The 25,196-nt window shown below is 50.0% G+C and carries 24 protein-coding genes; 5 read left to right on the plus strand and 19 right to left on the minus strand.

Going from position 1 to position 25,196, the window contains the following annotated elements; all coding sequences use genetic code 11:
* Positions 1–3 precede the first annotated feature (3 nt).
* From ABYT30_RS02895 to sdhC, 10 genes are all read right to left on the minus strand, one after another.
* Positions 4–603, minus strand: a complete 600-nt coding sequence (locus tag ABYT30_RS02895; RefSeq protein WP_373077977.1) for a TetR/AcrR family transcriptional regulator — start codon at positions 601–603, stop codon at positions 4–6.
* A 152-nt stretch (positions 604–755) separates the two neighbouring features.
* Positions 756–1,628 carry a succinate--CoA ligase subunit alpha gene (sucD, locus tag ABYT30_RS02900; RefSeq protein ID WP_373077976.1) on the minus strand — a complete coding sequence of 291 codons (873 nt, stop codon included), beginning with the start codon at positions 1,626–1,628 and terminating at the stop codon, positions 756–758.
* Positions 1,628–2,794: an ADP-forming succinate--CoA ligase subunit beta gene (gene sucC, locus ABYT30_RS02905; RefSeq protein WP_373077974.1), complete on the minus strand. Its 1,167-nt coding sequence runs from the start codon at positions 2,792–2,794 to the stop codon at positions 1,628–1,630. The genes sucD and sucC overlap by 1 nt, the downstream gene beginning before the upstream one ends.
* Before the next feature lie 140 nt (positions 2,795–2,934).
* Complete coding sequence (gene lpdA / locus ABYT30_RS02910; RefSeq protein ID WP_373077972.1) at positions 2,935–4,371, minus strand: dihydrolipoyl dehydrogenase; 1,437 nt, start codon at positions 4,369–4,371, stop codon at positions 2,935–2,937.
* 79 nt (positions 4,372–4,450) lie between these two features.
* Positions 4,451–5,656 (minus strand): 2-oxoglutarate dehydrogenase complex dihydrolipoyllysine-residue succinyltransferase, encoded by a 1,206-nt coding sequence (gene odhB / locus ABYT30_RS02915; protein WP_373077970.1) that lies wholly within the window; start codon positions 5,654–5,656, stop codon positions 4,451–4,453.
* A gap of 61 nt (positions 5,657–5,717) precedes the next feature.
* Positions 5,718–8,552, minus strand: coding sequence for a 2-oxoglutarate dehydrogenase E1 component (locus ABYT30_RS02920; protein ID WP_373077968.1), 2,835 nt, complete (start codon positions 8,550–8,552; stop codon positions 5,718–5,720).
* 268 nt (positions 8,553–8,820) lie between these two features.
* The gene (locus ABYT30_RS02925; RefSeq protein WP_008249937.1) at positions 8,821–9,537 is read right to left on the minus strand and encodes a succinate dehydrogenase iron-sulfur subunit; all 717 of its coding nucleotides are present in this window, start codon (positions 9,535–9,537) and stop codon (positions 8,821–8,823) included.
* 17 nt (positions 9,538–9,554) lie between these two features.
* A complete protein-coding gene (gene sdhA, locus ABYT30_RS02930) occupies positions 9,555–11,327 on the minus strand; it encodes a succinate dehydrogenase flavoprotein subunit (protein ID WP_373077964.1) in 1,773 nt (590 codons plus the stop codon).
* A gap of 3 nt (positions 11,328–11,330) precedes the next feature.
* Positions 11,331–11,699, minus strand: coding sequence for a succinate dehydrogenase, hydrophobic membrane anchor protein (sdhD, locus tag ABYT30_RS02935; RefSeq protein WP_373077962.1), 369 nt, complete (start codon positions 11,697–11,699; stop codon positions 11,331–11,333).
* A complete protein-coding gene (gene sdhC / locus ABYT30_RS02940; RefSeq protein WP_373077959.1) occupies positions 11,693–12,067 on the minus strand; it encodes a succinate dehydrogenase, cytochrome b556 subunit in 375 nt (124 codons plus the stop codon). The genes sdhD and sdhC overlap by 7 nt, the downstream gene beginning before the upstream one ends.
* Positions 12,068–12,585: 518 nt before the next feature.
* Between sdhC and gltA the strand changes: the two genes are divergently transcribed.
* Positions 12,586–13,869, plus strand: coding sequence for a citrate synthase (gene gltA, locus ABYT30_RS02945; RefSeq protein WP_373077956.1), 1,284 nt, complete (start codon positions 12,586–12,588; stop codon positions 13,867–13,869).
* 102 nt (positions 13,870–13,971) lie between these two features.
* Here gltA and ABYT30_RS02950 read toward each other — a convergent pair whose 3' ends face one another.
* Entirely contained in the window at positions 13,972–14,370 is a 399-nt protein-coding gene (locus ABYT30_RS02950; RefSeq protein WP_373077954.1) for a hypothetical protein, read from the minus strand.
* A gap of 123 nt (positions 14,371–14,493) precedes the next feature.
* On the opposite strand from ABYT30_RS02950, the gene ABYT30_RS02955 reads away from it, so the two are divergent.
* Both ABYT30_RS02955 and ABYT30_RS02960 read left to right on the plus strand, forming a co-directional pair.
* Positions 14,494–15,267: a glucose 1-dehydrogenase gene (locus ABYT30_RS02955; RefSeq protein WP_373077951.1), complete on the plus strand. Its 774-nt coding sequence runs from the start codon at positions 14,494–14,496 to the stop codon at positions 15,265–15,267.
* 96 nt (positions 15,268–15,363) lie between these two features.
* On the plus strand, positions 15,364–15,597 hold the full coding sequence (locus ABYT30_RS02960) for a DUF2789 domain-containing protein (RefSeq protein WP_008249921.1): 234 nt from the start codon (positions 15,364–15,366) through the stop codon (positions 15,595–15,597).
* A gap of 253 nt (positions 15,598–15,850) precedes the next feature.
* Here ABYT30_RS02960 and ABYT30_RS02965 read toward each other — a convergent pair whose 3' ends face one another.
* Positions 15,851–16,237: a hypothetical protein gene (locus ABYT30_RS02965; protein WP_373077948.1), complete on the minus strand. Its 387-nt coding sequence runs from the start codon at positions 16,235–16,237 to the stop codon at positions 15,851–15,853.
* Between the two features lie 147 nt (positions 16,238–16,384).
* On the opposite strand from ABYT30_RS02965, the gene ABYT30_RS02970 reads away from it, so the two are divergent.
* Positions 16,385–17,653 carry a CinA family nicotinamide mononucleotide deamidase-related protein gene (locus ABYT30_RS02970; RefSeq protein WP_373077946.1) on the plus strand — a complete coding sequence of 423 codons (1,269 nt, stop codon included), beginning with the start codon at positions 16,385–16,387 and terminating at the stop codon, positions 17,651–17,653.
* Between the two features lies 1 nt (position 17,654).
* On the opposite strand, the gene ABYT30_RS02975 is transcribed toward ABYT30_RS02970, so the two are convergent.
* A complete protein-coding gene (locus tag ABYT30_RS02975) occupies positions 17,655–18,080 on the minus strand; it encodes an SRPBCC family protein (protein WP_373077943.1) in 426 nt (141 codons plus the stop codon).
* 219 nt (positions 18,081–18,299) lie between these two features.
* On the opposite strand from ABYT30_RS02975, the gene ABYT30_RS02980 reads away from it, so the two are divergent.
* Positions 18,300–20,228, plus strand: coding sequence for a radical SAM protein (locus ABYT30_RS02980; protein ID WP_373077941.1), 1,929 nt, complete (start codon positions 18,300–18,302; stop codon positions 20,226–20,228).
* Between the two features lie 2 nt (positions 20,229–20,230).
* Here ABYT30_RS02980 and ABYT30_RS02985 read toward each other — a convergent pair whose 3' ends face one another.
* The 6 genes from ABYT30_RS02985 to ABYT30_RS03010 all read right to left on the minus strand — a co-directional run.
* Entirely contained in the window at positions 20,231–20,629 is a 399-nt protein-coding gene (locus ABYT30_RS02985) for an HIT family protein (RefSeq protein WP_373077939.1), read from the minus strand.
* A gap of 9 nt (positions 20,630–20,638) precedes the next feature.
* The gene (locus ABYT30_RS02990) at positions 20,639–22,741 is read right to left on the minus strand and encodes a GNAT family N-acetyltransferase (protein ID WP_373077936.1); all 2,103 of its coding nucleotides are present in this window, start codon (positions 22,739–22,741) and stop codon (positions 20,639–20,641) included.
* Entirely contained in the window at positions 22,726–23,034 is a 309-nt protein-coding gene (locus ABYT30_RS02995) for a hypothetical protein (RefSeq protein WP_373077934.1), read from the minus strand. The genes ABYT30_RS02990 and ABYT30_RS02995 overlap by 16 nt, the downstream gene beginning before the upstream one ends.
* Positions 23,034–23,345, minus strand: coding sequence for a DUF2288 family protein (locus ABYT30_RS03000; protein ID WP_373077932.1), 312 nt, complete (start codon positions 23,343–23,345; stop codon positions 23,034–23,036). The genes ABYT30_RS02995 and ABYT30_RS03000 overlap by 1 nt, the downstream gene beginning before the upstream one ends.
* A gap of 49 nt (positions 23,346–23,394) precedes the next feature.
* Entirely contained in the window at positions 23,395–24,129 is a 735-nt protein-coding gene (locus ABYT30_RS03005) for a pseudouridine synthase (RefSeq protein ID WP_373077931.1), read from the minus strand.
* Positions 24,107–25,196, minus strand: a 1,090-nt coding sequence (locus ABYT30_RS03010; protein WP_373095195.1) for a hypothetical protein, incomplete at its 5' end; no start/stop codon positions are given. The genes ABYT30_RS03005 and ABYT30_RS03010, both read right to left, overlap by 23 nt.

Consider the following 25,196-nt stretch of genomic DNA (forward strand, 5'->3'; position numbering starts at 1 on the left):
ACTTCAACACTGCGCACCAACAGCACGCAGACAAAATAGGCGCAGGGCGGCAATCGTATCTCCGTCACATGCGTGTTTATCCAATGGCCCCAACAGGCTTTCTGCCATAGCGCCGACTAAGGCCGCTGCTGATAGCGCCGCACTCTGAGGCACAAATTCGCCATTATCAATCCCGGCTTGAACCACCGCTTCAAACAAAGCAGTGTAGGTTTTTCTATACTGTAATCTCGCGAGGTCCACCGCAGGATCAACCGGCTCTGCGATAAGCGCCCAAGCTAACTTAGGTGCCCCGAATGCGCGCACTGCGAAAACTTCCGCCGCCGCCGCCAAGCACGCTGTAGGACCGCCCGAGCCAGTCAACACTTCTCTAACGGCGGCAACTTCACGGCCAGTTGCGCGTTTAAATACTTCAGTCGCGAGTTCATCTTTGCCACTAAAGTAGCGATAAACTGTACCCACCCCGACACCTGCGCCTTCAGCCACCGCCTGTATTGTTAAAGCACCAAAGCCCCCCTCACGAACCAAGGCTTCAGCCGTGTGCAACAAACCGGATTTTTGCGCCACTTTGCGCTGCCTAACTAAATCCGTCTCACGATACGCCATGTTGTTTTACCGCCTTATATAGCAACAAGTGAACCATCATTCACTTCTTTGCGCAAGCGCCATTCCTATAAACCAGAAACATCGCCATAAAGTGAATAGTCAGAATGCAAAAAGGCGGCCGAAGCCGCCTTTTCTAGCAATGCAGATTGAACTTACCAGCCGGTAATTGCCTTCAGTGCCTTACCGATATCCGCCAATGAGCGAACTGTTTTAACACCAGCATCTTCCAGCGCCGCAAACTTCTCGTCTGCAGTACCTTTACCACCAGAAATAATGGCGCCAGCGTGGCCCATACGCTTACCAGCAGGTGCAGTAACACCAGCGATGTAAGACACAACAGGCTTAGTCACGTTTGCTTTAATATACGCAGCAGCTTCTTCTTCAGCTGAACCACCGATTTCACCGATCATGACAATCGCTTCAGTCGCAGGATCTTTCTCGAACAAAGCGAGAATATCGATGAAGTTAGAGCCAGGAATCGGGTCACCACCAATACCTACACAAGTAGACTGGCCAAAACCGTGATCTGTAGTCTGCTTAACCGCTTCGTACGTCAGGGTACCGGAGCGCGAAACAATGCCGACTTTACCTGGCAAATGAATGTGACCGGGCATGATACCGATCTTGCACTCACCGGGAGTGATAACGCCAGGGCAGTTTGGTCCAATCAGGCGAACGCCATTTTCATCGCACTTCACTTTGCACTCAAGCATATCCATTACTGGAATGTGCTCAGTGATACATACGATAAGCTTGATGCCTGAATTTGCGGCTTCCAGAATAGAGTCTTTGCAGAAAGCTGCCGGTACGTAAATTACCGAGGCGGTTGCGCCAGTAGCTTCTACCGCTTCCTTAACCGTGTTAAACACCGGCAGACCTAGATGCTCGGTACCGCCTTTGCCTGGCGTTACACCGCCAACCATTTGCGTACCGTATGCAATCGCTTGCTCAGAGTGGAAAGTACCCTGACCACCAGTGAAACCTTGACAGATAACCTTAGTGTTTTTGTCGATAAGAATAGACATTATTTGCCCCCCGCTGCTTTAACAGCTTGCTGAGCCGCGTCAGTTAGACTGGTAGCCGCGATGATATCGAGGCCTGAGTCAGACAGCAGTTTAGAACCCAGCTCTGCATTGTTACCTTCTAAGCGAACCACAACCGGTACGCTAACGCCCACTTCCTTCACTGCCCCGATAATACCTTCGGCAATCAGGTCACAGCGCACAATACCGCCGAAAATGTTAACCAGAACAGCTTTAACATTCGTGTCTTCGAGGATAATTTTGAAGGCTTCAGTAACACGCTCTTTAGTTGCACCACCACCTACGTCGAGGAAGTTAGCAGGGAAACCGCCATGCAAAGAAACGATGTCCATAGTACCCATGGCCAAGCCCGCGCCGTTGACCATACAACCAATATTACCCGTCAGGGCAACGTAGTTTAGGTCCCACTCGGCGGCACGTGCTTCACGCTCATCTTCCTGTGAAGGATCATGCATTGCCTTCAGCTCAGGGTGACGGTACATAGCGTTGCCATCTACGACTAGCTTGGCGTCCAAGCAGTGTAAATTGCCTTCGCTGGTGATAACCAATGGATTAATTTCCATAAGGGCTAAGTCTTTGTCTTGGAATAATTGCGCCAAGCCCATGAAAATTTTAACAAACTGCTTAATTTGAGTTTGGTTCAAACCCAGTTGGAAAGCCAGTTCGCGACCCTGGTATGGCTGAGCGCCGGTCATTGGATCGATAATTGCTTTGAGAATCTTCTCTGGAGTCTCTTCTGCAACTTTCTCGATCTCAACACCACCTTCGGTCGATGCCATGAAAACAATGCGACGTGAAGAACGGTCTACAACCGCGCCCAAGTAAAGTTCTTGGTCGATATCGGTGCAAGATTCAACCAGGATTTTTGACACTGGCTGACCGTGTTCATCAGTCTGATAGGTTACCAGGTTTTTGCCCAGCCACTTTTCAGCAAATGCTTTGATCTCTTCTTTGCTGCTAACTAGCTTGACGCCGCCAGCTTTGCCCCGACCACCGGCGTGAACCTGGGCTTTAACCACCCATTTGTCTCCGCCAATTTTATCAGCTGCGGCTGCAGCCTCGTCTGGGGTATCACAGGCATATCCTGTAGAAACAGGTAGCCCGTATTCAGCAAACAACTGTTTGCCCTGGTACTCGTGAAGGTTCATGTTGGAATTACCATCTCGGTCTGTGGAAGTGTTAAGCGAGATAAATCCTGTCAGTGACTTGGCCCGCTCCCTCTGCACATTGCAGTAACAACGCGAAATCGGGATGCGTATTTTCCCGAATTTCACGCACTACCGCAAATCTATTTACGCTTCTTGCGATTTGGCATGTGTATCGCTTGACCATTAACTGCCAAAGCAGCTTCATGAACAGCTTCAGAAAGCGTTGGGTGACCAAAGACGGTCAGGCCAATGTCTTCTGCTGATGAGCCAAATTCCATAGCGATTACAACCTGTTGCACCAAGTCGGCAGCGCTGGCGCCAATGATATGGCAGCCAAGGATACGGTCAGTGTCTTCGTGGGCTAGCATTTTCACCATGCCCGTTGTGTCATTTGCCGCTACCGCACGGCCGATCGCCATAAAGGGGAATGTACCCACTTTATAGGGAATACCGTCAGCTTTGAGCTGCTCCTCAGTTTTACCAACCCCAGCAACTTCTGGATGGGTATAAATAACCGCGGGGATACAGTCATAGTTCATTGCGATTTTATGGCCAGCGATGCGCTCGGCAACCATTACGCCTTCTTCCGAGCCTTTATGGGCTAACATTGGCCCGCGAACGATATCACCGACGGCGTAAATACCTGCCGCATCGGTTTCACAGTAGTCATTAACAAAGATAAAGCCGCGCTCGTCCAAGTTCACACCACAATCAGCGGCCAATAAACCATTACTCAAGGGCTTGCGACCAACGCAAACAATCAATTTGTCGAAGGTTTCAGTTTTTTCTTCATCTTTAAATGTATAGCTAACTTCAACCTGCTTTTTGACAATCTTGGTGCCGGTAACGCGGGCGCCTAAGCGGATATCAAGCCCCTGCTTTTTAAAGACTTTGGCTGCTTCCTTGGCGATTTGACCATCTACTGCAGGCAAAAAGCTTTCCAGCGCTTCTAGCAACACGACGTCACTACCGAGGCGGGCCCAAACACTACCCAGTTCCAGGCCGATTACGCCCGCACCGATAACGCCTAATTTACCCGGTACGCTTTGAAACTCAAGCGCACCCGTCGAATCGACAATGATGTTTTGATCGACTGGTGCAGGGGGTATCGCTACCGGCACGGAGCCCGCGGCGATAATAATATTCTCTGCGTCCAAAATAGAAACACTGCCATCAGCAGCGGTAACTTCCACTTTTTTACCCGCTAATACTTTGCCAGCACCTTCGATGGCGGTTACGCCATTGGCCTGAAATAAACCGCCAATGCCGCCGATCATTTGCGCTACAACGCCGTCTTTGCGCTTAATCATGGCGGGCACATCAATGCTGACATCACCAGTAGCAATACCGTGAACACCGAGGGCATCTTTAGCTTCGTGGTATTTATAACTGCTATCTAAAAGTGCTTTAGATGGAATGCAGCCTACATTTAGGCAGGTGCCGCCAAGGGCTAATTTATCTTCTTTGTTGCGATTCTTTTCTATACACGCGGTTTTTAAACCCAACTGAGCTGCGCGTATCGCCGCGACATAGCCCGCCGGGCCGGAGCCAATCACTACCACATCAAATTTTGACATTGTTTCGTCCTATCTCCTTTTGTGCGGGGAGCAAGTAACACGCCCCGCAATCAAACTCACTAAATGGTCGGTGAAGAGGTTACACTTCCAGCAAAATACGCGCTGGATCTTCGATAAGGTCTTTGATCGCTACTAAAAATTGCACTGCGTCTTTGCCGTCAACCAAGCGGTGGTCATAGGACAAAGCTAGGTACATCATTGGCAGAATAACCACTTCCCCATTTACCGCCATGGGTCGATCTTGGATTTTGTGCATTCCCAAAATCGCCGTTTGTGGCGGGTTTAGAATAGGCGTAGACAACAGCGACCCGAACACGCCACCATTGGTGATCGTAAAGGTACCTCCAGTCATGTCTTCCATGCTGAGCTTGCCGTCTTTGGCGCGCAGGCCATATTCACGGATTTTCTCTTCGATTTTGGCCATGCTCATGTTTTCAGCATCGCGCAGCACGGGTACAACCAAACCTTTCTCTGTCGATACCGCAACACCAACATCTTGGAAACCGTGATAGACAATGTCGTCGCCGTCGATTGATGCGTTAACAGCTGGGAAGCGCTTCAAGGCCTCACAGGCGGCTTTTACAAAAAAGCCCATAAAGCCAAGACGGGTGCCGTTGTGTGACTTTTCAAACAAGTCTTTGTACTGACTCCGCAGATCCATAACCGGCTTCATATTGACTTCATTGAAGGTCGTCAACATTGCAGTAGTATGGGTTGCTTCCAGCAAACGCTCAGCTATACGCTTGCGTAGACGAGTCATTGGCACGCGTTTTTCAACCCGCTCACCCGCAGGTACATCTACGGCTGCTGCCGGAGCGACATTAGGCTTGGCCGCAGCTGCCGCAGGAGCAGCCGATGCCGCCGGTTTGTAATTCACGACATCTTCCTTCGTGATAACACCGCCCTTACCGGTGCCTGTCACCGCGGAGGCCTCAATGCCCTTTTCTTCAAGCATTTTGCGAGCAGCAGGGCTCACTTTTAAATCTTGCGTACTGGCGGACGATTCTGCTTCTGCTGGTGCTGCCCCAGTGCTTGCCGAGGCTGCGCCACCTTCAACAAACAAGGCAACAACTTCATCACTCAATACCGTATCGCCTTCCGGCTTCAAAATTTCTTTCAATACGCCATCGGCCGGGGCGACAACTTCTAACACCACTTTATCGGTTTCAATATCAACAAGCGGCTCATCACGTAGAACTGCCTCACCCACTTGTTTATGCCACGTCGCTATTGAACCATCAGCAATGGATTCCGGAAATGTTGGCGCTTTAATTTCTATGCTCATTATCTTTCCTGTCAATTAATATTGCTGTACGAGACAGTCTCTATAAGTTTCCAGACACACTTTAAAGCTTAAGTGCCTGCGTGATGAATTTCTCTTGCTGAGCTAAGTGCAAAGCCATATAACCCGCCGCTGGCGAAGCCGAAGGCTCTCGCCCAACATACCCTAGCAGCAGGTTTTTCTCAGGCTTAAAGCTGCGAATTACCCGGGCCATGCGGTGGCGACTGTTATACCACGCACCTTGGTTGCGCGGCTCTTCCTGACACCAAACCACTTTCTTCAAGTTGGGGTACTGGGCAATCGCATTACGCAAATCGTCGTAAGGGAATGGATAAACCTGTTCCAGACGTACTATAGCAATAGAATCCTTGCCGTGTTCTCGACGAGCGGCACGTAGATCGTAATAGACCTTACCGCTACACAATATCATCCGCGTGACTTTGGACTTATCGATGTCGTCCGTCTCATCAATCACATTTTGGAATTGGCCAGTGGTTAATTCCTCAAGCGTCGAAACCGCCTCTTTATGACGCAGCAAACTCTTGGGCGACATCACCACTAGCGGACGACGCAGGGGCCGAATCGCCTGACGGCGCAGCATATGGTAAACCTGAGCCGGTGTTGATGGGATACACACCTGAATATTGTGCTCAGCACATAACTGCAAGAAACGCTCTAAACGAGCAGATGAATGCTCTGGGCCCTGCCCCTCATACCCATGAGGCAGCAGCATGGTAAGACCACATAAGCGACCCCACTTCAATTCGCCACTGCTAATGAACTGATCGACAACAACCTGGGCGCCATTAGCAAAATCACCGAATTGCGCCTCCCAAATAACCAGTGAGTCCGGCTGGGTTGTTGAATAACCGTACTCAAAGGCCAGTACGGCTTCCTCGGACAGCAATGAGTCAAAAATCGAAAAACTCGGCTGGTCGGCACTCATATTTTGCAATGGTACGTAGCGGCTACCGTCGTTCTGACTGTGCAATACCGCGTGGCGGTGCGAGAAAGTACCCCGCCCAACATCTTGCCCAGTAAGGCGCACCTTATGCCCCTGCTTAAGCAAGGTGCCATAAGCAAGGACTTCGGCAAAGCCCCAGTTGATATCCATTGCACCAACCGCCATTTTCCGGCGATCTTCGTAAATTTTGGCGACCTGACGCTGGACGACAATTCCTTCTGGTACGGTGTTTACCGCTTCAGCAACTTCTTTTAACACTTTCGCATCGATTGATGTGTCGCCAGCAACATCCCATGCGTGACCCAAATAAGGCGTCCAGTCGACAAACATTTGCGAATTTGGCTGCATAACCAGACTTTTGGCAACGTGCTCGCCATTGTCTAGCGCCTGGCGGTAATCATCGGCCATTTTGTCGGCGAGGGCTTTTTCGATAATACCCTCGGCATCCAATTTAGTTACATACAGCTCACGCGTAGTTTTCTGCTTTGCGATTTTACTGTACATCAAGGGCTGAGTGCCTGAGGGCTCATCGGCCTCATTGTGACCTCGGCGTCGATAGCAAATCAGATCGACAACGACGTCTTTCTTAAATTCCTGACGGAAGTCAGCGGCCATTTGGCTAACGAACAAGACCGCCTCTGGATCATCGCCGTTGACGTGGAAGATTGGCGCCTGCACCATTTTTGCCACATCGGTACAGTATTCTGTCGACCGAGCGTCTTCCTGCAAGCTCGTTGTGAAACCAACCTGATTGTTAATAACAATATGAACGGTGCCGCCAGTTTTATAGGCACGTGTTTGCGACATCTGAAAGGTTTCCATAACCACACCTTGACCGGCAAACGCCGCGTCTCCGTGCAGAACAATGGGCACGACTTTGTCACCGATAGGATCATCACGACGATCTTGACGAGCCCGCACAGACCCTTCTACAACAGGAGATACAATTTCCAAATGCGAGGGGTTAAACGCCAGCGCTAAATGCACTTCACCGCCCGGTGTCATGACATTCGACGAGAAACCTTGGTGATATTTTACATCTGCTGAACCCTGATATTTGACCTTGCCTTCGAACTCGTCAAACAGCTCGGCTGGGTTCTTACCAAGAATATTAACCAACAGATTAAGGCGGCCGCGGTGAGCCATGCCGATTACGATTTCTTTGGCACCGTAAGCGCCGGCGCGCTGAATCATTGCGTCCATCATCGGAATTAAGCTTTCGCCGCCTTCCAAGCCAAAACGTTTGGTGCCTGGGTATTTCGAGCCCAAAGACTTTTCTAAACCTTCGGCAGCAGTTAAACGCTCCAAAAGGTGGGTGCAGGTTTCTAAGCCGTACTGCGGCTGGGAGCGAACACTCTCCATACGCTGCTGGATCCACGTGCGCTCACGGGTATCCACTATATGCATAAACTCAGTACCAACCGAGCGGCAGTAGGTCGCGCGCAGTGAGTCATAGATCTCACGCAATGTTGCTTGATCTTTACCAATATAAAGACTGCCAGTTTGAAATACGGTGTCAAAATCGGCTTCGCTTAACTGGTGATACTGCAACTCGAGATCTGGCACTCTGGGCCGTTGCCAGAGACCCAGCGGGTCTAATTGCGCTTCCTGATGGCCACGCTGGCGATAGGCGCTCACCAATTGGATAACGCGAACCTGTTTGCGCTCGTGATCACTAACTTCATTATTGACTGCGCCATTATAACGAACGGGGGTTTTTGCTAACTGCGCAAAATGTTCGCGAATTGGCGAATGGGGTATATCGTGAGTTGTGCTTTCACTAACGCGGGGTAATTGTTGAAAATAGCTGCGCCATTCGTCAGAAACGGCATTTGGATCAGTGAGGAAGGCCTCATACAACTCTTCTACGTAAGTCGCATTTCCGCCTGATATATGGGAGCTTTTCCAGAGGAGCTCCATCGAATTTTTCTGCATTCCTGTCCACCTAGTAGCAAGGGAAGTGGCAGTCCGAATGATTGTTGCCCGATAAGGCCCCTTTCATCCTGTGAAGTCCAGCAGCATTCAGTGTACGCCGCAGAACCGACTCGCACCACAGGGAACGTCCCTTCCCTCTTAATACGCTTTTTAGCTCGTAAAGTGCCGGTAAGCACCGAGTTGTATTGTTCTAGCGCTGTTCGTAAACAGCGCCTTAGGACTTACATTTCGCAGAATTTTTTATGCCCGGCCAAGGCCGGGGGAATACTTAAGTCGCTCTGCTTAGCAACATATTCCGGATGTGACCAATTGCCTTTGTCGGGTTTAAACCTTTAGGACAAACGTTCACACAGTTTTGAATGCCATGACAGCGGAAGACGCTGAATGGGTCATCCAAATCACTTAGGCGCTCTTCAGTTGCGGTATCACGGCTGTCCGCCAAAAAGCGGTAAGCCTGTAACAAACCGCTAGGGCCGATAAAGCGATCTGGATTCCACCAAAATGACGGACAAGCGGTTGAGCAACAAGCGCATAAAATACACTCGTACAAGCCATCCAGCTTAGCACGCTCTTCTGGTGACTGCAGACGCTCAATGGCGGGCGCTGGCGTGTCATTCAACAAGAAAGGTTTGATCTTTTCATACTGTTTATAGAAAAGACTCATATCGATAACGAGATCACGAATAACAGGCAGGCCTGGTAGCGGGCGCAAAACCAGCTTATTACCGCCTTTGCCGTTTTTCAGGGCTTCTGAAATAGGCGTTACACAGGCCAAACCGTTTTTACCGTTGATATTCATACCATCGGAACCACACACACCTTCACGGCATGAGCGACGGTAAGCCAGCGACGGATCGCTGCCTTTTAACAGTTCAAGAACGTCCAATACCATGAGGTCTTTACCACCGGTATCCAGTTCCACTTCTTGCATGTACGGTTCCTGATCTACTTCAGGATTGTAACGATAGAGACTGACTTTCAACATGTTCGTTTTCCCCTGAATCAGTACGTACGAATTTTTGGTGCAAACGCTTCACGGGTTTTCGGCGTGAAGTTAACCGCCCGCTTACCTACCCGCTTTTCATTGGGGAAGTAGACCGAGTGGCACAACCAATTTTCGTCGTCGCGGTCAGTGAAGTCTTCGCGAGCGTGAGCGCCGCGGCTTTCGGTACGCGCTTCAGCTGCAATCGCTGTAGCCTCAGCCACTTCAAACAAGTTATGCAGCTCTAGAGCTTCAATACGCGCGGTATTGTAGGCGTTGCTCTTGTCTTCCAAGTGCGCGTTATCAATACGCACCCGCAGCTCAGCAAGCTTCTTGATGCCTTCTTGCATAAAGTCACCGCGACGGAAGACGCCGAAATGATTTTGCATGATGGTCTGCAGCTCAGTGCGCAGTGCCGAAACGCTTTCGCCCCCGGTAGTATTGTTGATCTTATTCAAGCGGCTCATCGCACGCTCGATGTCGGCCTCGGAAGCATCACGCATTTCAACGCCTTCACGCAGACTCTTCTCGATAAACAAACCAGCTGAACGACCAAACACCACGAGATCTAGCAGTGAGTTACCACCCAAACGGTTAGCGCCGTGTACAGATACACAAGCGACTTCACCACAGGCGAACAAACCAGGAATAACTGTGTCATTACCGTCAGCATCAACAGTTAGCGCCTGTCCGTTAACATTGGTGGGGATACCACCCATCATGTAGTGACAAGTCGGCACAACTGGAACAGGCTCTTTTACTGGGTCAGCGTGAGCGAATGTACGAGACAATTCGCAAATACCTGGCAGACGGCTCTCAAGCACTTCTTCACCGAGATGATCCAGCTTCAGATATACGTGATCACCATTGGGGCCACAACCGCGACCTTCTAAAATTTCAAGCGTCATAGAGCGGGCAACAACGTCACGACCAGCCAAATCTTTAGCATTAGGTGCGTAACGCTCCATGAACCGCTCGCCGTCTTTATTGACGAGGTAACCACCCTCACCACGACAGCCTTCAGTAACAAGTACACCCGCGCCAGCAATACCGGTGGGATGGAACTGCCACATTTCGATATCTTGTACTGGGAAACCAGCTCGCAAAGCCATACCAACGCCGTCACCAGTGTTGATGTGTGCATTGGTAGTCGACGCATAAATACGACCAGCACCACCGGTCGCAAATACGGTAGCCTTAGACTTAACGTAAACGACTTCACCAGTCTCAATGCAAATCGCGATAACACCAACGACTTCGCCGTCTTCGTTCTTCACCAAATCAGTGGCGTACCACTCATTGAAAAATACAGTATTGTTTTTAAGGTTGCCTTGGTAAAGCGTGTGCAGCAGTGCGTGACCAGTGCGGTCAGCGGCAGCACAGGTACGAGCAGCCTGACCGCCCTCACCAAAATTCTTAGACTGCCCACCAAAAGGGCGCTGATAAATACGGCCTTCTTCGGTACGCGAAAAAGGCATACCCATATGGTCCAGTTCGTAAACCGCTTCTGGGCCAACTTGACACATATATTCGATGGCTTCTTGGTCACCGATATAATCGGAGCCTTTAACGGTGTCATACATATGCCACTGCCACTGATCCTGGGGATCCGAACTGGCGATTGCACAGGTAATACCACCCTGAGCCGACACGGTATGTGAGCGGGTGGGGAATACTTTAGAGATTACTGCTGTTTTGTAGCCTGATTGCGCCAACTGCAGTGCCGCGCGCATACCTGCACCGCCACCACCAACAATCACGCCATCAAAAGAAATTGTACGAATATTAGCCATTGCTTAACTCCAAAGAATCTGGATGCCCCAAACGAGGTAGGTGAATAAAACAACAGCCGACGCTGCCTGAAATGCCAAGCGTAAAACTGTACCCCGACCACCCATCATTCGCTCAGTTAAATAGTCAGTAGAAACAGACCACAAACCAATCCATGCATGCGCCACAATAGACAATACCGCCGCAGTGCTAAACACTCGCATGAAGGTGCTATCGAAATAGCCGCTCCACTGCTCGTAGCTCAAATCCGAACCGCTACACAACACATAGAAACCGACCACCAGCATATACGCCAACAGCACCACGCCGCTTACGCGCTGCACGAGCCAATCGGACAAGCCGCTGCGACCAAAATTCGTTACTGAATTTACCATATCCACAACCCCGTAAGCACAACCAACACCGCTGTGACACCTAACACTAATTTCGCGCCAGTTTCACCGCCTTCCATCGTCTCGCCTATACCGGCGTCCATCACCAAGTGCTTAACCCCGGCAGCAGAGTGATAGCTCAAACCGATTAACACGGCCCACAAGCTCAACTTACCCCAAAATGAAGCCAAGCACGCCTTAGCCTGTTCAAAGCCCTCGGGGCCATTGAGACTCGTACCAAGCAACCAAAACAGCAGGGCAACGCCAGCCACAAGAAACACACCACTGACGCGGTGCAAAATAGAGGTATATGCGGTAATCGGCAGCGCGATTGTCCCGATATCCAGATTTACAGGTCGTTTATCGTTCACGGTTTGCCACACTTTTAATTTCTGGCCCAAAATTCGAGCGGTTTAAAGGGAGTGGATCAATCAATCTCCGAATCTCATATCCGGCTGCGCTTCACTATTCACAAGGCTTTAACAAACCCCGTGAGAAACGCCGCGCATTATAGGGCCAAGCTGGCCCAATTACAAACCCCAACAAGTAGGATCAAAGCACAGCAAAAAACTCCAATATCAAGGGCTTAAGCCACCATTTCGCACCATTATGGCGCCATACAAAGCCGAATCAGCAGCACAAGGCGCCACAATTTGGTGCAAAATCTAATTTCGCCAAGAAAATCAACGATTCAAAGACAATTGGAATTCCATCTATTACAATTGCACGATAAAATGTTCTCACCGTTGACAAAACATTTCATCTCTCTATATTTGTCACTCCCGCGTAAGCGGACCTTCCAGTGTTACATTCACGCGATACCATGCAGAATGCTAGACATAGGGAGCTAACGCCACAAGCTAGCTAAAAGTTACAGGAGCCCGTCACAATGAGCGATAAGAAAGCAAGTCTGAGTATCGATGGAAAAACACTGGACCTTAAAGTCCATTCCGGCACCATCGGCCCCGACGTCATCGAAGTCAGCGCCCTGACGGGCAATGGTTACTTTACCTATGACCCAGGATTCGTCTCCACCGCAGCCTGCGAATCAAAAATCACTTATATCGATGGTGACAAAGGCGTACTGCTCCATGGTGGCTACCCAATTGAGCAACTGGCAGAGCAATCAGATTACCTAGAAACCTGTTTTCTACTTCTTTACGGCGAGCTGCCTAATGCGGATCAAAAAGAAGCCTTTTTCAATAAAGTCCGCATGCACACCATGGTCAACGACCAAATGAGCACGTTCTTCAAGGGTTTCCGCCGCGACGCCCACCCTATGGCCATCATGTGTGGCGTAGTCGGCGCTCTGTCAGCTTTCTACCACGATTCACTCGACATTACCGACGAAAAACACCGCGAGATTTCAGCTATTCGCCTAATCGCAAAAATGCCAACATTGGCGGCCATGACCTACAAATACACCATCGGCCAGCCCTTCATGTACCCGCAGAATCACCTGAGCTACTCAGAAAACTTCCTGCACATGATGTTCGGCAACCCCTGCGAGCCAAGCAACGTAAACCCCGTACTCGCCAAAGCAATGGATAAAATCTTCCTATTGCACGCAGATCATGAGCAAAATGCATCTACCTCGACCGTGCGCCTCGCTGGTTCAACGGGTGCCAACCCGTTCGCCTGTATTTCAGCGGGTATTGCTGCACTTTGGGGACCCTCGCATGGCGGCGCCAACGAAGCAGTACTGGACATGCTAAATGAAATTGGCGACGCCTCTCGCATCGACGAATTCGTTGCCAAAGCAAAAGACAAGGATGACCCATTCCGGCTAATGGGCTTCGGCCACCGGGTTTACAAGAACTTCGATCCCCGTGCAAAGGTTATGAAACTGGCTGCTGACGAAGTTCTGGCTGAGCTCGGTCTAGAAAACGATCCACTGCTGAAAATCGCCAAGCGCTTAGAGCAAATCGCGCTGGAAGATGAGTACTTTATTGAAAGAAAACTCTATCCAAATGTCGACTTCTACTCAGGTATCATTCTTAAAGCTATTGGCATCCCCACTAGTATGTTTACCGTTATCTTTGCCCTAGGCCGCACCCCAGGCTGGATTGCGCACTGGAATGAAATGATCAGTGGCAGCTACCGTATCGGTCGCCCACGCCAGCTCTATACTGGGCCAGCGCAGCGTGATTTCGTCAGTCTCGATAAGCGCTAATAGCTTATTTCTGCAATAAAAAAAGGTCGCCGCAGCGACCTTTTTTTATGTTCGAAATTTGACAATTTCACGCCACATAATTTGTCTCAACCCACATATTAATCAGCGAGTTTTGTACTCAAAACCAATTTCCGCGCCGCCAATAGCATCAGCGTAGGCACTTAGCGAAGCCTCTCCGTCTCGGCTCTCTTTCAACAGCAATTTGGATTTGATTTTAAGACGACTATTTTCTTTACTACCTTCCGCATTAAACCACTCGGCCGTCCGATAACGACCACTAATATCCCCACTCCACCTAGCAAGATCAACGCCGCCTCGCTCTGCGGGCAAACCCAAGTTTAGAGCCTGCGGATGATTGTCTTCCTGCCCCGCCCTTACAGTCTTCTTCGGCGGCGCAGTCGGCATCGGCGCTATCTTTGCTGATTGGCTTTCAGCTGCCCTTTCACCCTGCTGACAAGCAAGTAATACACTAAGAATCGCCAATATAAGTACCGCACGCATCAATATACCCCAAAAAAATTAAACCTATCTGCACAGACATCGTCCACTTGGGGCATAGCCTGTCAGAAATGCCACCGCTAAAGTAAGATATTGACCAACCTAAATAATGAAGATACTAACGCTATGAAAAGACTCACTGGTAAAGTCGCCATTATCACTGGTGCGGCACGTGGTATGGGCGCTGTTACAGCCAAGCTCTTCATAGAACACGGTGCCAGCGTCATCATCTCCGACATACTCGATGACGCAGGTGAAAAACTCGCAGAAGAATTAGGGTGCCAAGCCCATTACGTTCACGCCGACGTATCTAAGGAAGCTGACTGGGCCAGATTAATTAACACGGCGGAGTCAATCGGTCCGCTAACCACCCTAGTAAACAACGCAGGCATTCTTCACTTCGCCGCCATCAAAGACTCAGACGCCGCGGATTATATGCGGGTGATTGAAATAAATCAGCTAGGTACATACCTCGGTATTCGCGCGGCAATTGAACCTATGAAGCGCGCCGGTAGCGGTTCAATAATCAACATTTCCTCAGTCGATGGCTTGCAGGCTAAAAATGGCTTATCGGCCTATGTTTCGAGTAAATGGGCTGTGCGCGGCATGAGTAAATCCGCCGCACTCGAGCTCGGGCCCTACAATATCCGCGTCAATACGGTTCACCCTGGCGGGGTATTTACGGCAATGCATGGCGCCGAAGGCCGAACGACTCCCTCCGCGGAAGATAATGCCTTTTACGCAAACCACGCCCTACCTCGCGTCGGCCTACCGATCGAAGTTGCAAACATGAGCCTGTTTCTGGCGTCAGACGACAGCAGCTATTCCACTGGCTCTGAATTTATAGTCGACGGGGGCTGGAACGCAGGGATGCGCTTAGACCTTTTACCAACTTCCTAAGCGCTTTTAATTCAAGCTGCTTAGACAAATACTGGAAAGGTAGAGCAGGGTCTTCTATATTGCACTTAGCTACGGCTATAACTTACGGAGGACAAAATGGAAACCGAATTACATACAATGAATATGCTTTTTCAGCAGCTCGGCCTGCCCGACAGCGATGAAGAAGTGGAACGATTCATTGTTCGCCACCGCCCGCTTCCGCGCGGCCTAATGATTCATGAAGCCAGTTTTTGGAAGCCAGCACAGGCAAAGCTGCTCAAAGAATCCATTGACCTTGACGCCGAGTGGGCCGAAATCGTCGACGAACTAGACGCCCGATTACGCTATTAGAAAGCTGGCAAAACTAATCCCGAACAAGGTTTTAATCACAGTTTTAGTCCAAGCCAATAGAGCAATCTTCGGACAAAACAAACCCTTAAAGCTTTGTTCGTGACTGTAAATTATATATTTGTCAGGACCAAGCCACGACTGAAGCCCATATCCCTAACGGACTTCGCGACTCCGCGCCCACATTAATCGCAAATATAATTTACGCAATTGCGCACACCGACGGCCTGACGCCTAGCATATTCGACCGCTAAAACTACAGTGGACCGGCGCCGCTCGGGCCGGGCGTTGGCGTTGACTGGGAATTTCCGCTTGTACCGGCACTATTGCCCTGATTATCAAAGCCCTTTTTCGCACGCTGCAATTCTTTTTCAACAGTATCAATCATTGCCGACCAACCTTGGATGAGCGCGTCATTGGCATTCTCAATTAATCCGCCTAGGGAGGATTGTTCAAGCGTCTCTAATTTTTCCCTAGCCTGCTGAACCCGCTCGTCAACGCCGTCGACGCGACTAGACAAAATCACTAACTGAGCATTCATGGTTTCTCGATACGCCTTGGCATCCAAGTATTGCCAAACCTCAAAAACCACCAAAACAAACACAATAACCCCCGCAAGAACCTCACCTGACGACAATTTCATCGTACCCCTCCTCGCATAACACTGACATTCATTTGGGCATATCCGCAAAAAAACATTACTATTGCTGTTCGTGACTCACTTGGCAGCGCCGTTCAATATACCGCTTAGCGCCAGTGTTCAACAATGGCCAAAATGGAAATGACTTGAATGAAGCTGAACTTACTTCTTACCGGCAATGAACTCATGGCCGGCGACATTATTGATTCGAACTCCGCCATGATCGCTGAACAATTCAAATATTTTGGCTGGCGCATTAACAAAAAAGTCACCGTCGGCGATGACCTAGCCTTGCTTTGTGAGGAAATAGATCAGCTCTGCACTAGCGCAGACGTTCTCATTATTAACGGCGGCCTCGGCCCCACTGTGGACGATCTCACTGCTGTCGCACTCGCCAAGGTAACTAATACAGAAATTGCTGAGCACCCCGATGCCCTCGCCCATCTAACACAGTGGTGCGCCAAGCGGGGTTACGGACTTAATTCATCGAACCACAAGCAGGCCATGCTGCCTAAAGGCTGCGAAATTATCGCCAATGCACGTGGCAGTGCAGTCGGAATCAAATTAAAACATCGAGGCTGCCTAATTTTCGCGACCCCCGGCGTTCCCAGCGAATTGCGGCCGATGCTAACAAATGAAATCACCCCAATACTCGAAGGTTCATATCACTCAGACCACATTGAAACGCTTCGCTTAGGTGCATTTGGATTGGGTGAGTCGGCAATCCAGGAGCTGGTTAATGAGCATTTAGGAGATTGGCCCGAAGACATCGAATTGGGTTTTCGGGCATCTATGCCCGTTCTTGAAGTTAAACTCACCGCCAGAGGCGAACTTGCCAAAACGAAGCTGCCGCTATGGCGTACAAAAGTAGGGGAACTCCTTGGCGACCACCTTTTAGGCGAATTGCCGATTAGCCTACCCTCTGCAACCGTTGCGGCGCTCAAAGAACACAATTTGCAAATTTGCACGGCCGAGTCCTGCACCGGCGGATTAATCGCCTCACAACTGACAGGTGTGCCAGGCGCATCACAGGTTTTTCCCGGCGCGATTGTCAGCTATTCCAATGCGGTGAAGCATCGCCTACTCAGTGTGTCTGAAGCTGACTTGGCAAAAGAAGGTGCTGTCAGCGAGGCTGTTGTTCGGCAGATGGCGCTGGGGGCCATAGCTAGCACCGGCGCCGATCTCGCGATTGCGGTCACGGGCATAGCCGGCCCAGATGGGGGGACTCCAGAGAAGCCTGTAGGCACTGTGTGGATTGCCTGGGGAACGGCAGACCAACTAAAAAGCCAGTGTTTCCACTTGCCCTTTGAGCGCAATGGCTTTCAGAATTGGGTTGCAGCGCTAAGCCTAGACTTAGTGCGCCGCTATATCCTCAAACTGCCGGAGGGTTCTGAATTAATGAAAAGATATCAGCGCTAGTTTACGACGCGGCCGCCAAGTGCTCACCAACCCACTGCAGCAGCATTTCATAAGTACCCTGAATCATAGCGATGGCATCGTCATCGCTCACGCCGGCAGGCTCAGCGCGACCATACCAGTCAACACGGCAACGATCATCGCCTAAGGAGGTTACCTTGGCGTTCGCAGAGTAGGCCGTCACCGGAATCGGAATACCGCGAGGAATATCATAGGCAAACGTCATGGCCGCTTTATCCATAGCAGTTAAAACCTCGTCTATGGGCTCCATACCAGCGAGGTGGAGGCGACGTGTCATGCCAATACCGTCTCCGATTAACTCCGTCTTATCAATGCCTGGCGCCCAGCCAATGTCACCGAAATTTTCCAGTAGTGCCCAGACTTTGTCGGCAGCAATATCAAATTCGCGTGCTAAATGTACGTTTACCATTTTTTGCCCATTTATTTCAGATGTATAAAAGCCGCAATCATGACCGATTATAACGATTTACTCCTCCCCCGAACGGCTTAGCCCGCCGCGGGATATATGACAATTCAGTAATAGGTAGCCATTCAAAAGGCTGCTACTCTTGTGTAAAGTTAAACGTCAATATCAATGAATTATGCTGCGCCTAGGCAAGACCTTGGCCTTTGCCGGAATGAAATAATAATGAACGCATCACCCTGCCCTGTTTACCTATTCAGCATGGATTCCGACCAATTCTGGGCTGCCCCAACGACTACCGGCGGACTCAAGGCTTATTATCAAGCCTACGGTAAACAAAAAGCGCAATATCAACTCGAACTAATCCACTTTCGTGACAGCGAGGCGGTTGCCACATGGCAGCAGGAGTGGCTGAAAACCGTTCTACCCCAATTAGAAGCGGCCCTTAGCGCGGGGCAAAGGCCCGTTGTCGGCTTTAGTATGTACACATGGAATGCCGCTGAGTTTTTAAGCTTAATTCACCAAATAAAAACGGCCTGCCCCGACGTGCTCTGTATTGCCGGCGGCCCCCATGTACAACAGGCCGAAGATTATCTTTTTGAAGACCCCATTGACCTCATCATTCTCGGCGAAGGCGAAACTACTTTTCAGGAAATACTCGATACCCCGCAAACGGAGGATTGGACAAACGTTAAGGGTCTAGCCTACCTACAGAACGGTGTACTGCACAAAACAGGTGAGCGTCAGCGCCGCACTTATCTCGATGAACTGCCATCTGCACTTGATGTGATTGATTTGGTTGATACCAAAGGAAATTGTATATACGACTCGATCTCATACGAAACCAGTCGCGGCTGTCCATTTAAATGCGCCTTTTGCGAGTGGGGCACCGGTGCTATTGGCACCAAAATGTATCAGTTTTCTATGGATCGCGTGCGCAGTGATTGGCGGCGAATTGTCGATGCAGGCATCAAAGATATTTGGCTGGCGGACTCAAATTTTGGCGCGTTAAAAGAAGACCTCGAAAAAGCCCAACTAATTTGTGAATTAAAGGCAGAGACCGGATTACCCAATAGTTTTGCCACCTCTTGGTCCAAAAAGCATAGCCCAAGAGTGCAAGAAATCGTACTTCTACTGCACCGCAACGGCCTACTCCCCCACTACCAACTCGCCCTGCAAACGCTAACACCCTTAGCCCTGGAGTTAAGTAATCGCAAAAATATGGGCGCGAATAAATACGAGCCCATTGCCAAGCAAATGGCCAGCGAAGGCGTACCTATCGCAGCAGAATTAATTTGGGGCTTACCGGGCGACAATCTGCCAGAATTCGAGCGAAATCTAGACCAGTTATTGCGTACTTTTCCAAATTTAAATATCTTCGCTTATACCCTGCTACCCGGTACTGAGTTTTACGAAAAGCGCGAAGAATATCAAATCGAAACAATCCCGGTCGCGGGCTACGGCAAGGCCAAGGGTGAATATGTCGTTGCCTGCCACACCTTTGATCGCGACGAGGGCATTGAGGGCTACTTCCTGATAACCGCGCACATAATATTTGCCCACGGCCACCTTCTACCCCTGTCTATTCGCTATTTAGCGCTGCAAGACAATATCACCACGGCTCCTCTGCTCCGTAATTTACTGCGCGCAGTATGTGCAGCATACCAAGCAGAATTAAGTGATATTGATTTAAGTGACCGTATGATGGTCTATGAAAACAGAGCCCGCTTATACACGGCGATATTGCAAAATCCCGAACGCTTATACACTTTACTTCGAGAACAAGTGCTTGGGTATTTAAACGCCGAAAACGCTTGCCAGCATAGCGCTGCGGTAGCAAATATTATCGATTTAGATCAGGCTTTATCACCCCGCGTTGGTGGCCCAACAGAAACGGAATACAGCTTCAACTTTGATGTAATAAGCAGTAAAGCGGCGCTTGACTGCCTGAGCTTACCTGAACCCGAAGACCTAAGCCCCCAAGCTCAACGCTTTACTATCAAGAGCCCCGGTGGCGTTGGCACCATCTTAAAAGACCCTGATGGTGGTGGCTGGCTGCGGGGCGAGATTCTCAATCCGCCAAGTGAGGTGCAAACTGTTAGAATTATGCACCCCAACGTTAAACCTCAACTCGATGAAAAAGTAAGCTTATAAGGTTACACGGCAGCCAAGGCGGATCTAATTTTATCCGCCGCCGCCGCTAAGTCTGCTTGCTCAGCCATTTTTGCATTGCCGAAATTCGCGTCTGCCATGCTATTTATCGGCACCAAATGCAAATGGGTATGGGGTACTTCAAGTCCCACAATCATCATGCTCACTCGCTCGCAGACAAATGCCCGCTTAAGCGCCTTTGCAATCGTTTGTGCAACACTCATTAAGTGCGCAGCGAGGGCCTCTGGCAAATCGTCCCAATGATCCACCTCCTGGCGCGGAATAACGAGCACATGCCCCGTTTTTATCGGCGCAATTGTCATAATAGCTACCGCCTGTTCGTCTTCCCAAACAAAATGCCCCGGTATTTCGCGCTGAATAATTTTAGTAAAGAGCGTCGACATCGTAAAACCTCACACTAATGTAGAAATCAAATATTGGAAAAATTGTTTTAGGCAACTTTCTACCTCTGCCCGACCGGCAAGTTCAAATCGCTCAGCAAGCACAAGCCAGTCATGACCTAACAGCACCCTTGCAAACACTAACTCAGCACCAACTAGAGTGCGCATATCCACAGTGATGCATAATCGCGCCATACTCGCTGCAGCTTGCTCAAAAGTTAGTGCCCCAGTGCAATACCGCTGTACAGTGCTAATAGCTGAATAAGGCACATTTCGAGATGGCCGCCCACTCGCTGCGAGCAAACTAATCAGCAACTCTGCGCTGATCGTTGGGTACACACTTGTTAAGCTCAAGAGTAAATCATTGTGAAGCCGTTGAGCCAATTGCAAAACGTCTAGCGTGGGGCTAAGCGCCTTCACCACGATGAGCGAGTACAAGCCGCTGGCACTGTCGCGGCGGCTACCAAGATAAGCAGGAGAGAAATCTTGCGCAAGCCAAAATTCGATTAGCTGCGCATCTGCCGCAAAACTGGATGACAAATAGGCAAGATTACGACCGCGCGCGTACCCTTCAGCAGCGTTTAGCATTGCGCGGCCTAGCCCCTTACGTCGCGAGCCAGCCATCACTGCGATTCGATTAATTCGCAGGCTTTGCGACGTCAGATAAGCAGTTTTAGCCGTGCTATTAGCTAGACGCTGCGCCGCCAAATGCCCAGGAGGACGTCGACGCCCATTCACAACCTCTACCGCCAAACGTTCAGGGAAGCCACCTTCCGGCAGTAATTGGCATACACCCAATACGCATGCACCAACACATGCAATGATTATTACCGCGTCGCCGTCGAGCAAATATTGTAGGTCTTGTGGGGTCGTTTGATAATGAGCCTGTACGAGCAAGCCGAAAATTTGGCGTAATAAATCGTCATTTCGTAACTCGTCGCCACTGACCAGCCGGACATCGACACCCTCAGGCTCATACTCGGGAGACCTTGGTTCTGCGTCCAGTAAAAACAATTGATTTAAGGTCTGCTCCAGGGGGTCACCTACTGACCACCGAATCGGCTCCTTTAGGGTCTGACGCCGCCACTGAGGCCTTTCCTCGTCGAGTATTTCTCGAAAGCGAATATCAAAGCCACGACCACTACCCTCGTAGCCATGTACAGTGCTGGAAAAAACAATGCGCGGATAGCGCAATAACAGCAAGCGTAGCGCCGCCACCGGCAATGCCGCGGCCTCATCTACTAATACCAAATCCCAAAGCTGGCGACTTTGTAGCGCAGCATCTATGGGTAAATACCTTAAATTGCAGGATTCAAATACCAGATTCCCGTCTTCCCATCGCGCTGCTGGCAACGCTGCCGACAAATGTGCAAACGCGCCCTCAACCGCGGATAAACTCGGCGCAGTAATTAATACTCGGCGGCAAATTCCGCCGCTATTATTTTGCGATAGAAACAAATCGGCCAGCGCTAGTCCCAAGACACTCGTTTTACCGCGACCGCGATCCGAGCGAATGACCAAGGGACGTTTTGCTCGGCCGGTGACAACACGCTTAATCGCCGCTAATGCTGCTTGTTGATCCGCCGTTGGCAGTTTTTGTTGCCAGGGGGCTGCCATGTTGGGAATATCACCACTGAGCCCCGTGCTCTGTTCCAAGCACAGAACACCATTACACCTAGTTGCAATACTGAGTAGTCGACGTATAAATGATGACGGGAGATTGCTTCTCTGCCCAGACTGGGCAGCAAAATGCATTGGCCATTGCGAAAACGGTGGGCACAGTAACAACAATATCCCGCCGGAGGTTAAACAACCCGCGGCCGCCAACCACTCATTGAGTTTTTGGTGGTTGTGGGCATTTACAATCAGAGACGAAAATTCACTACCAAGTGTATTCTCTGAGTGACTCGGTGCCACCCCACACAAGACCTGATTAGCCACGAGCAGGCACTTATCTAGGGCACCAGGCAAACTCAATAATTGTGTTTCACACCAAGATTCTGTCCCCGACACAAAGATCAGGTAACGATGACCACTGCTGCGGCCTTGCTGCTGCAGCTGTGCGTAGATATCGGCTACGCTAGAAATTGAATCACTGCCTACGATTGGGGGCACGGTGGATTACTGCTGGGGTAAACCGGCGCTTCGTGCATACGCATATGCAAAATAAGTCGATAATCCTGCTGATAAAAATCAGCGACTTCGACATTAAGATACTGCTTAGCACTATCGACGAGGGTTTGTTTCAGCCCCAATTCAGTGATAAACCCTGCTAGCAAGCCGGCCTCGATAAAGCCTTCAATGCGATAGAGCTGAGCTGGAGGGATATCTAGCCCTTGCTGCTGATCACTAAAGAAACACTGTAATTTTTGTGCCAATTCCGTTTGGTAACTCGCGCCAGGATTCATTAACTTGCTAATTTTCGTTCACGTTGCACAAGCACCCACGGTGCAACAACCACAGCCCACACTTCACACTTTTCCGTCAGCCAGGTTTTGGCCTGTGCTTCATCTGCCTTCTGGAGCAGGCCTTTTTCGAGTAAGGACGCGATATGCTGAGTATTATCTTCGGCGAAGGCTGCAGCGGTTGCGACTAAATCCTGATCTGCAGCCACGACCAATACCGCCCCTTGGGCGTAAAAGCGCTGTAGCGCCTGCCAATCGATTTTGGAAGTTTCGCGATTAAGTTTAATCATTAATTCAGATGTAGGGTCGGTCATACACAATATCCATCAACGCTGTACGCTCGGTCATACTGCCACAGAGTTGTCAGCGATTTAAACTAGGCCATTGCAGGGCCCACGGAGTTTGGCAGTCTAACAAAGCCGCTGCCAAGCCTCCATCGCCAAATAATTCCCCTGACTCTGGCAGGGACACATACTGGCACTCCTCACCGCGAAACTTAAAGCGCAGCGCAGCGGCATGGAGATACATCCGGTCAAAGTCTTGAACAGAAGGCCCGTAGCGACGATCCCCCAAAATAGGCACCCCAAGGCTTTTCATCACCACCCGCAACTGATGGGTTTTACCTGTGTAGGGTTTCAATAGGTAGGCTCTTCGCCCGCTGCCAAGGCTATAACTAAAAAACTGTGTCAGAGACGGGTTAATACGGGTACGGCTAAGCAGATAACTGCCACTGCGACTTTTTTTTATATCGCCAACGACCGTCCCCTGCTTTTTAAGCGGTTTGCCATCGGCAATTGCGAAATAGTATTTCTCGATTTCACGATTCGCAAACAAGGCCCCTAATTCAGCGGCCGCAGTAGGGGTTTTCGCTAGGATTAAAAGGCCCGAGGTTGCGTCATCTAAACGGTGTACCAAGTGTAGCGACTCACCAGCAAAGTCAGCATTGAGGATATCAACTAAACTCTGCTTGGTATGATTGCGATGGAGGTTAGCGCCAGGACTTTTATTAATAACAATATAGTCCCCAGCATCCTTTATTAAAGCATAACTGTCTTGTGGTACCACGCCATTCACTTTACTCAGCGTGGCGCTTACCATTCCCTTGACCGCCTCCGTCAAGCAAGGCCCGCAAAATATCTACTTCGCGCATAACCTCGTCATCCACCTCTGCAAACTCGAGTTGTAAGGCCACGGCCTCAAAACCGTCACTATCGCCACTGCGCGCGAGCACATCGAGTAATTGAACTTTCAGATCGATATCGTCGTCTTCAAGGATGGCACTTTCAAGTATGATTTTAGCACCTGCGAGATCCCCAAGTTCAATCGCCGCTGCTGCACGATGATGCGCATCGCCGTCGCTATCCAATCCGTCCGCACCATGCAGAGCGTCATCTTTAGAATCACCAAGCCAATCGTCATCGATCGCGGACAGATCAAAATCGACTAATTCTGAATCTTTCAACACTGGGGCTTCGGTTTCGTCATCTTCTAAGTTTGCAAATAGCTCATCATCTAATTCAATTTCTTCAATACGAGTACCGTCTTCAATATCACTAGAATCAAGAAACAACTGGTCGGTATGTTCTTCAGCAGTATCATCAGACGCGTGATTCAATGCCGCAATAAGATCCTCGTCGATGGTCGCATTGACTTGAGCAATGTCGTCTACCGGCTTTGATTCCGGCGGTGCCACATCAAAAACGTCAGACTCGTTCGTTTCTTCACGACTCGGCGCTTCAGCAAATGGATTAGGACTGGGCTTTAAAACCACACTCGCCTGAGAATCGAGCGACGTAAATACGTCATTAAATGCTTCCTTTGTATTCGCTCTGGCCGCAACAGCTGCATTCACATCGCCCAAATCAACATTAAACGCTGCATCTTTCGCTTCCCGCCGACGGCGTACCCAAAACAGCAGCGCTAAACCGAGCGCGGCAAGAGGCAGTAGCCAGCGCCAAGTGCCGCTGGAACTTTCTGCAGTTGCCGATTTAACCACAGGCGCTTGCGCCCTCGTCTCCGTTGCCGCGATTAATGGCGGTTCATCAACTTGCGGAGATTTATTAATTAACTCACCATCGGCAGGCGCTTCTACAATTGCCGTAGTAACTTCACTCTGCTCCTGTTCCACGTTTGTCGGCGCGTCGCTATTTGCAGGTATTACTGCA

It is taken from the genome of Zhongshania sp. (assembly GCF_041623545.1).
In the GTDB taxonomy this organism is placed as follows: domain Bacteria; phylum Pseudomonadota; class Gammaproteobacteria; order Pseudomonadales; family Spongiibacteraceae; genus Spongiibacter.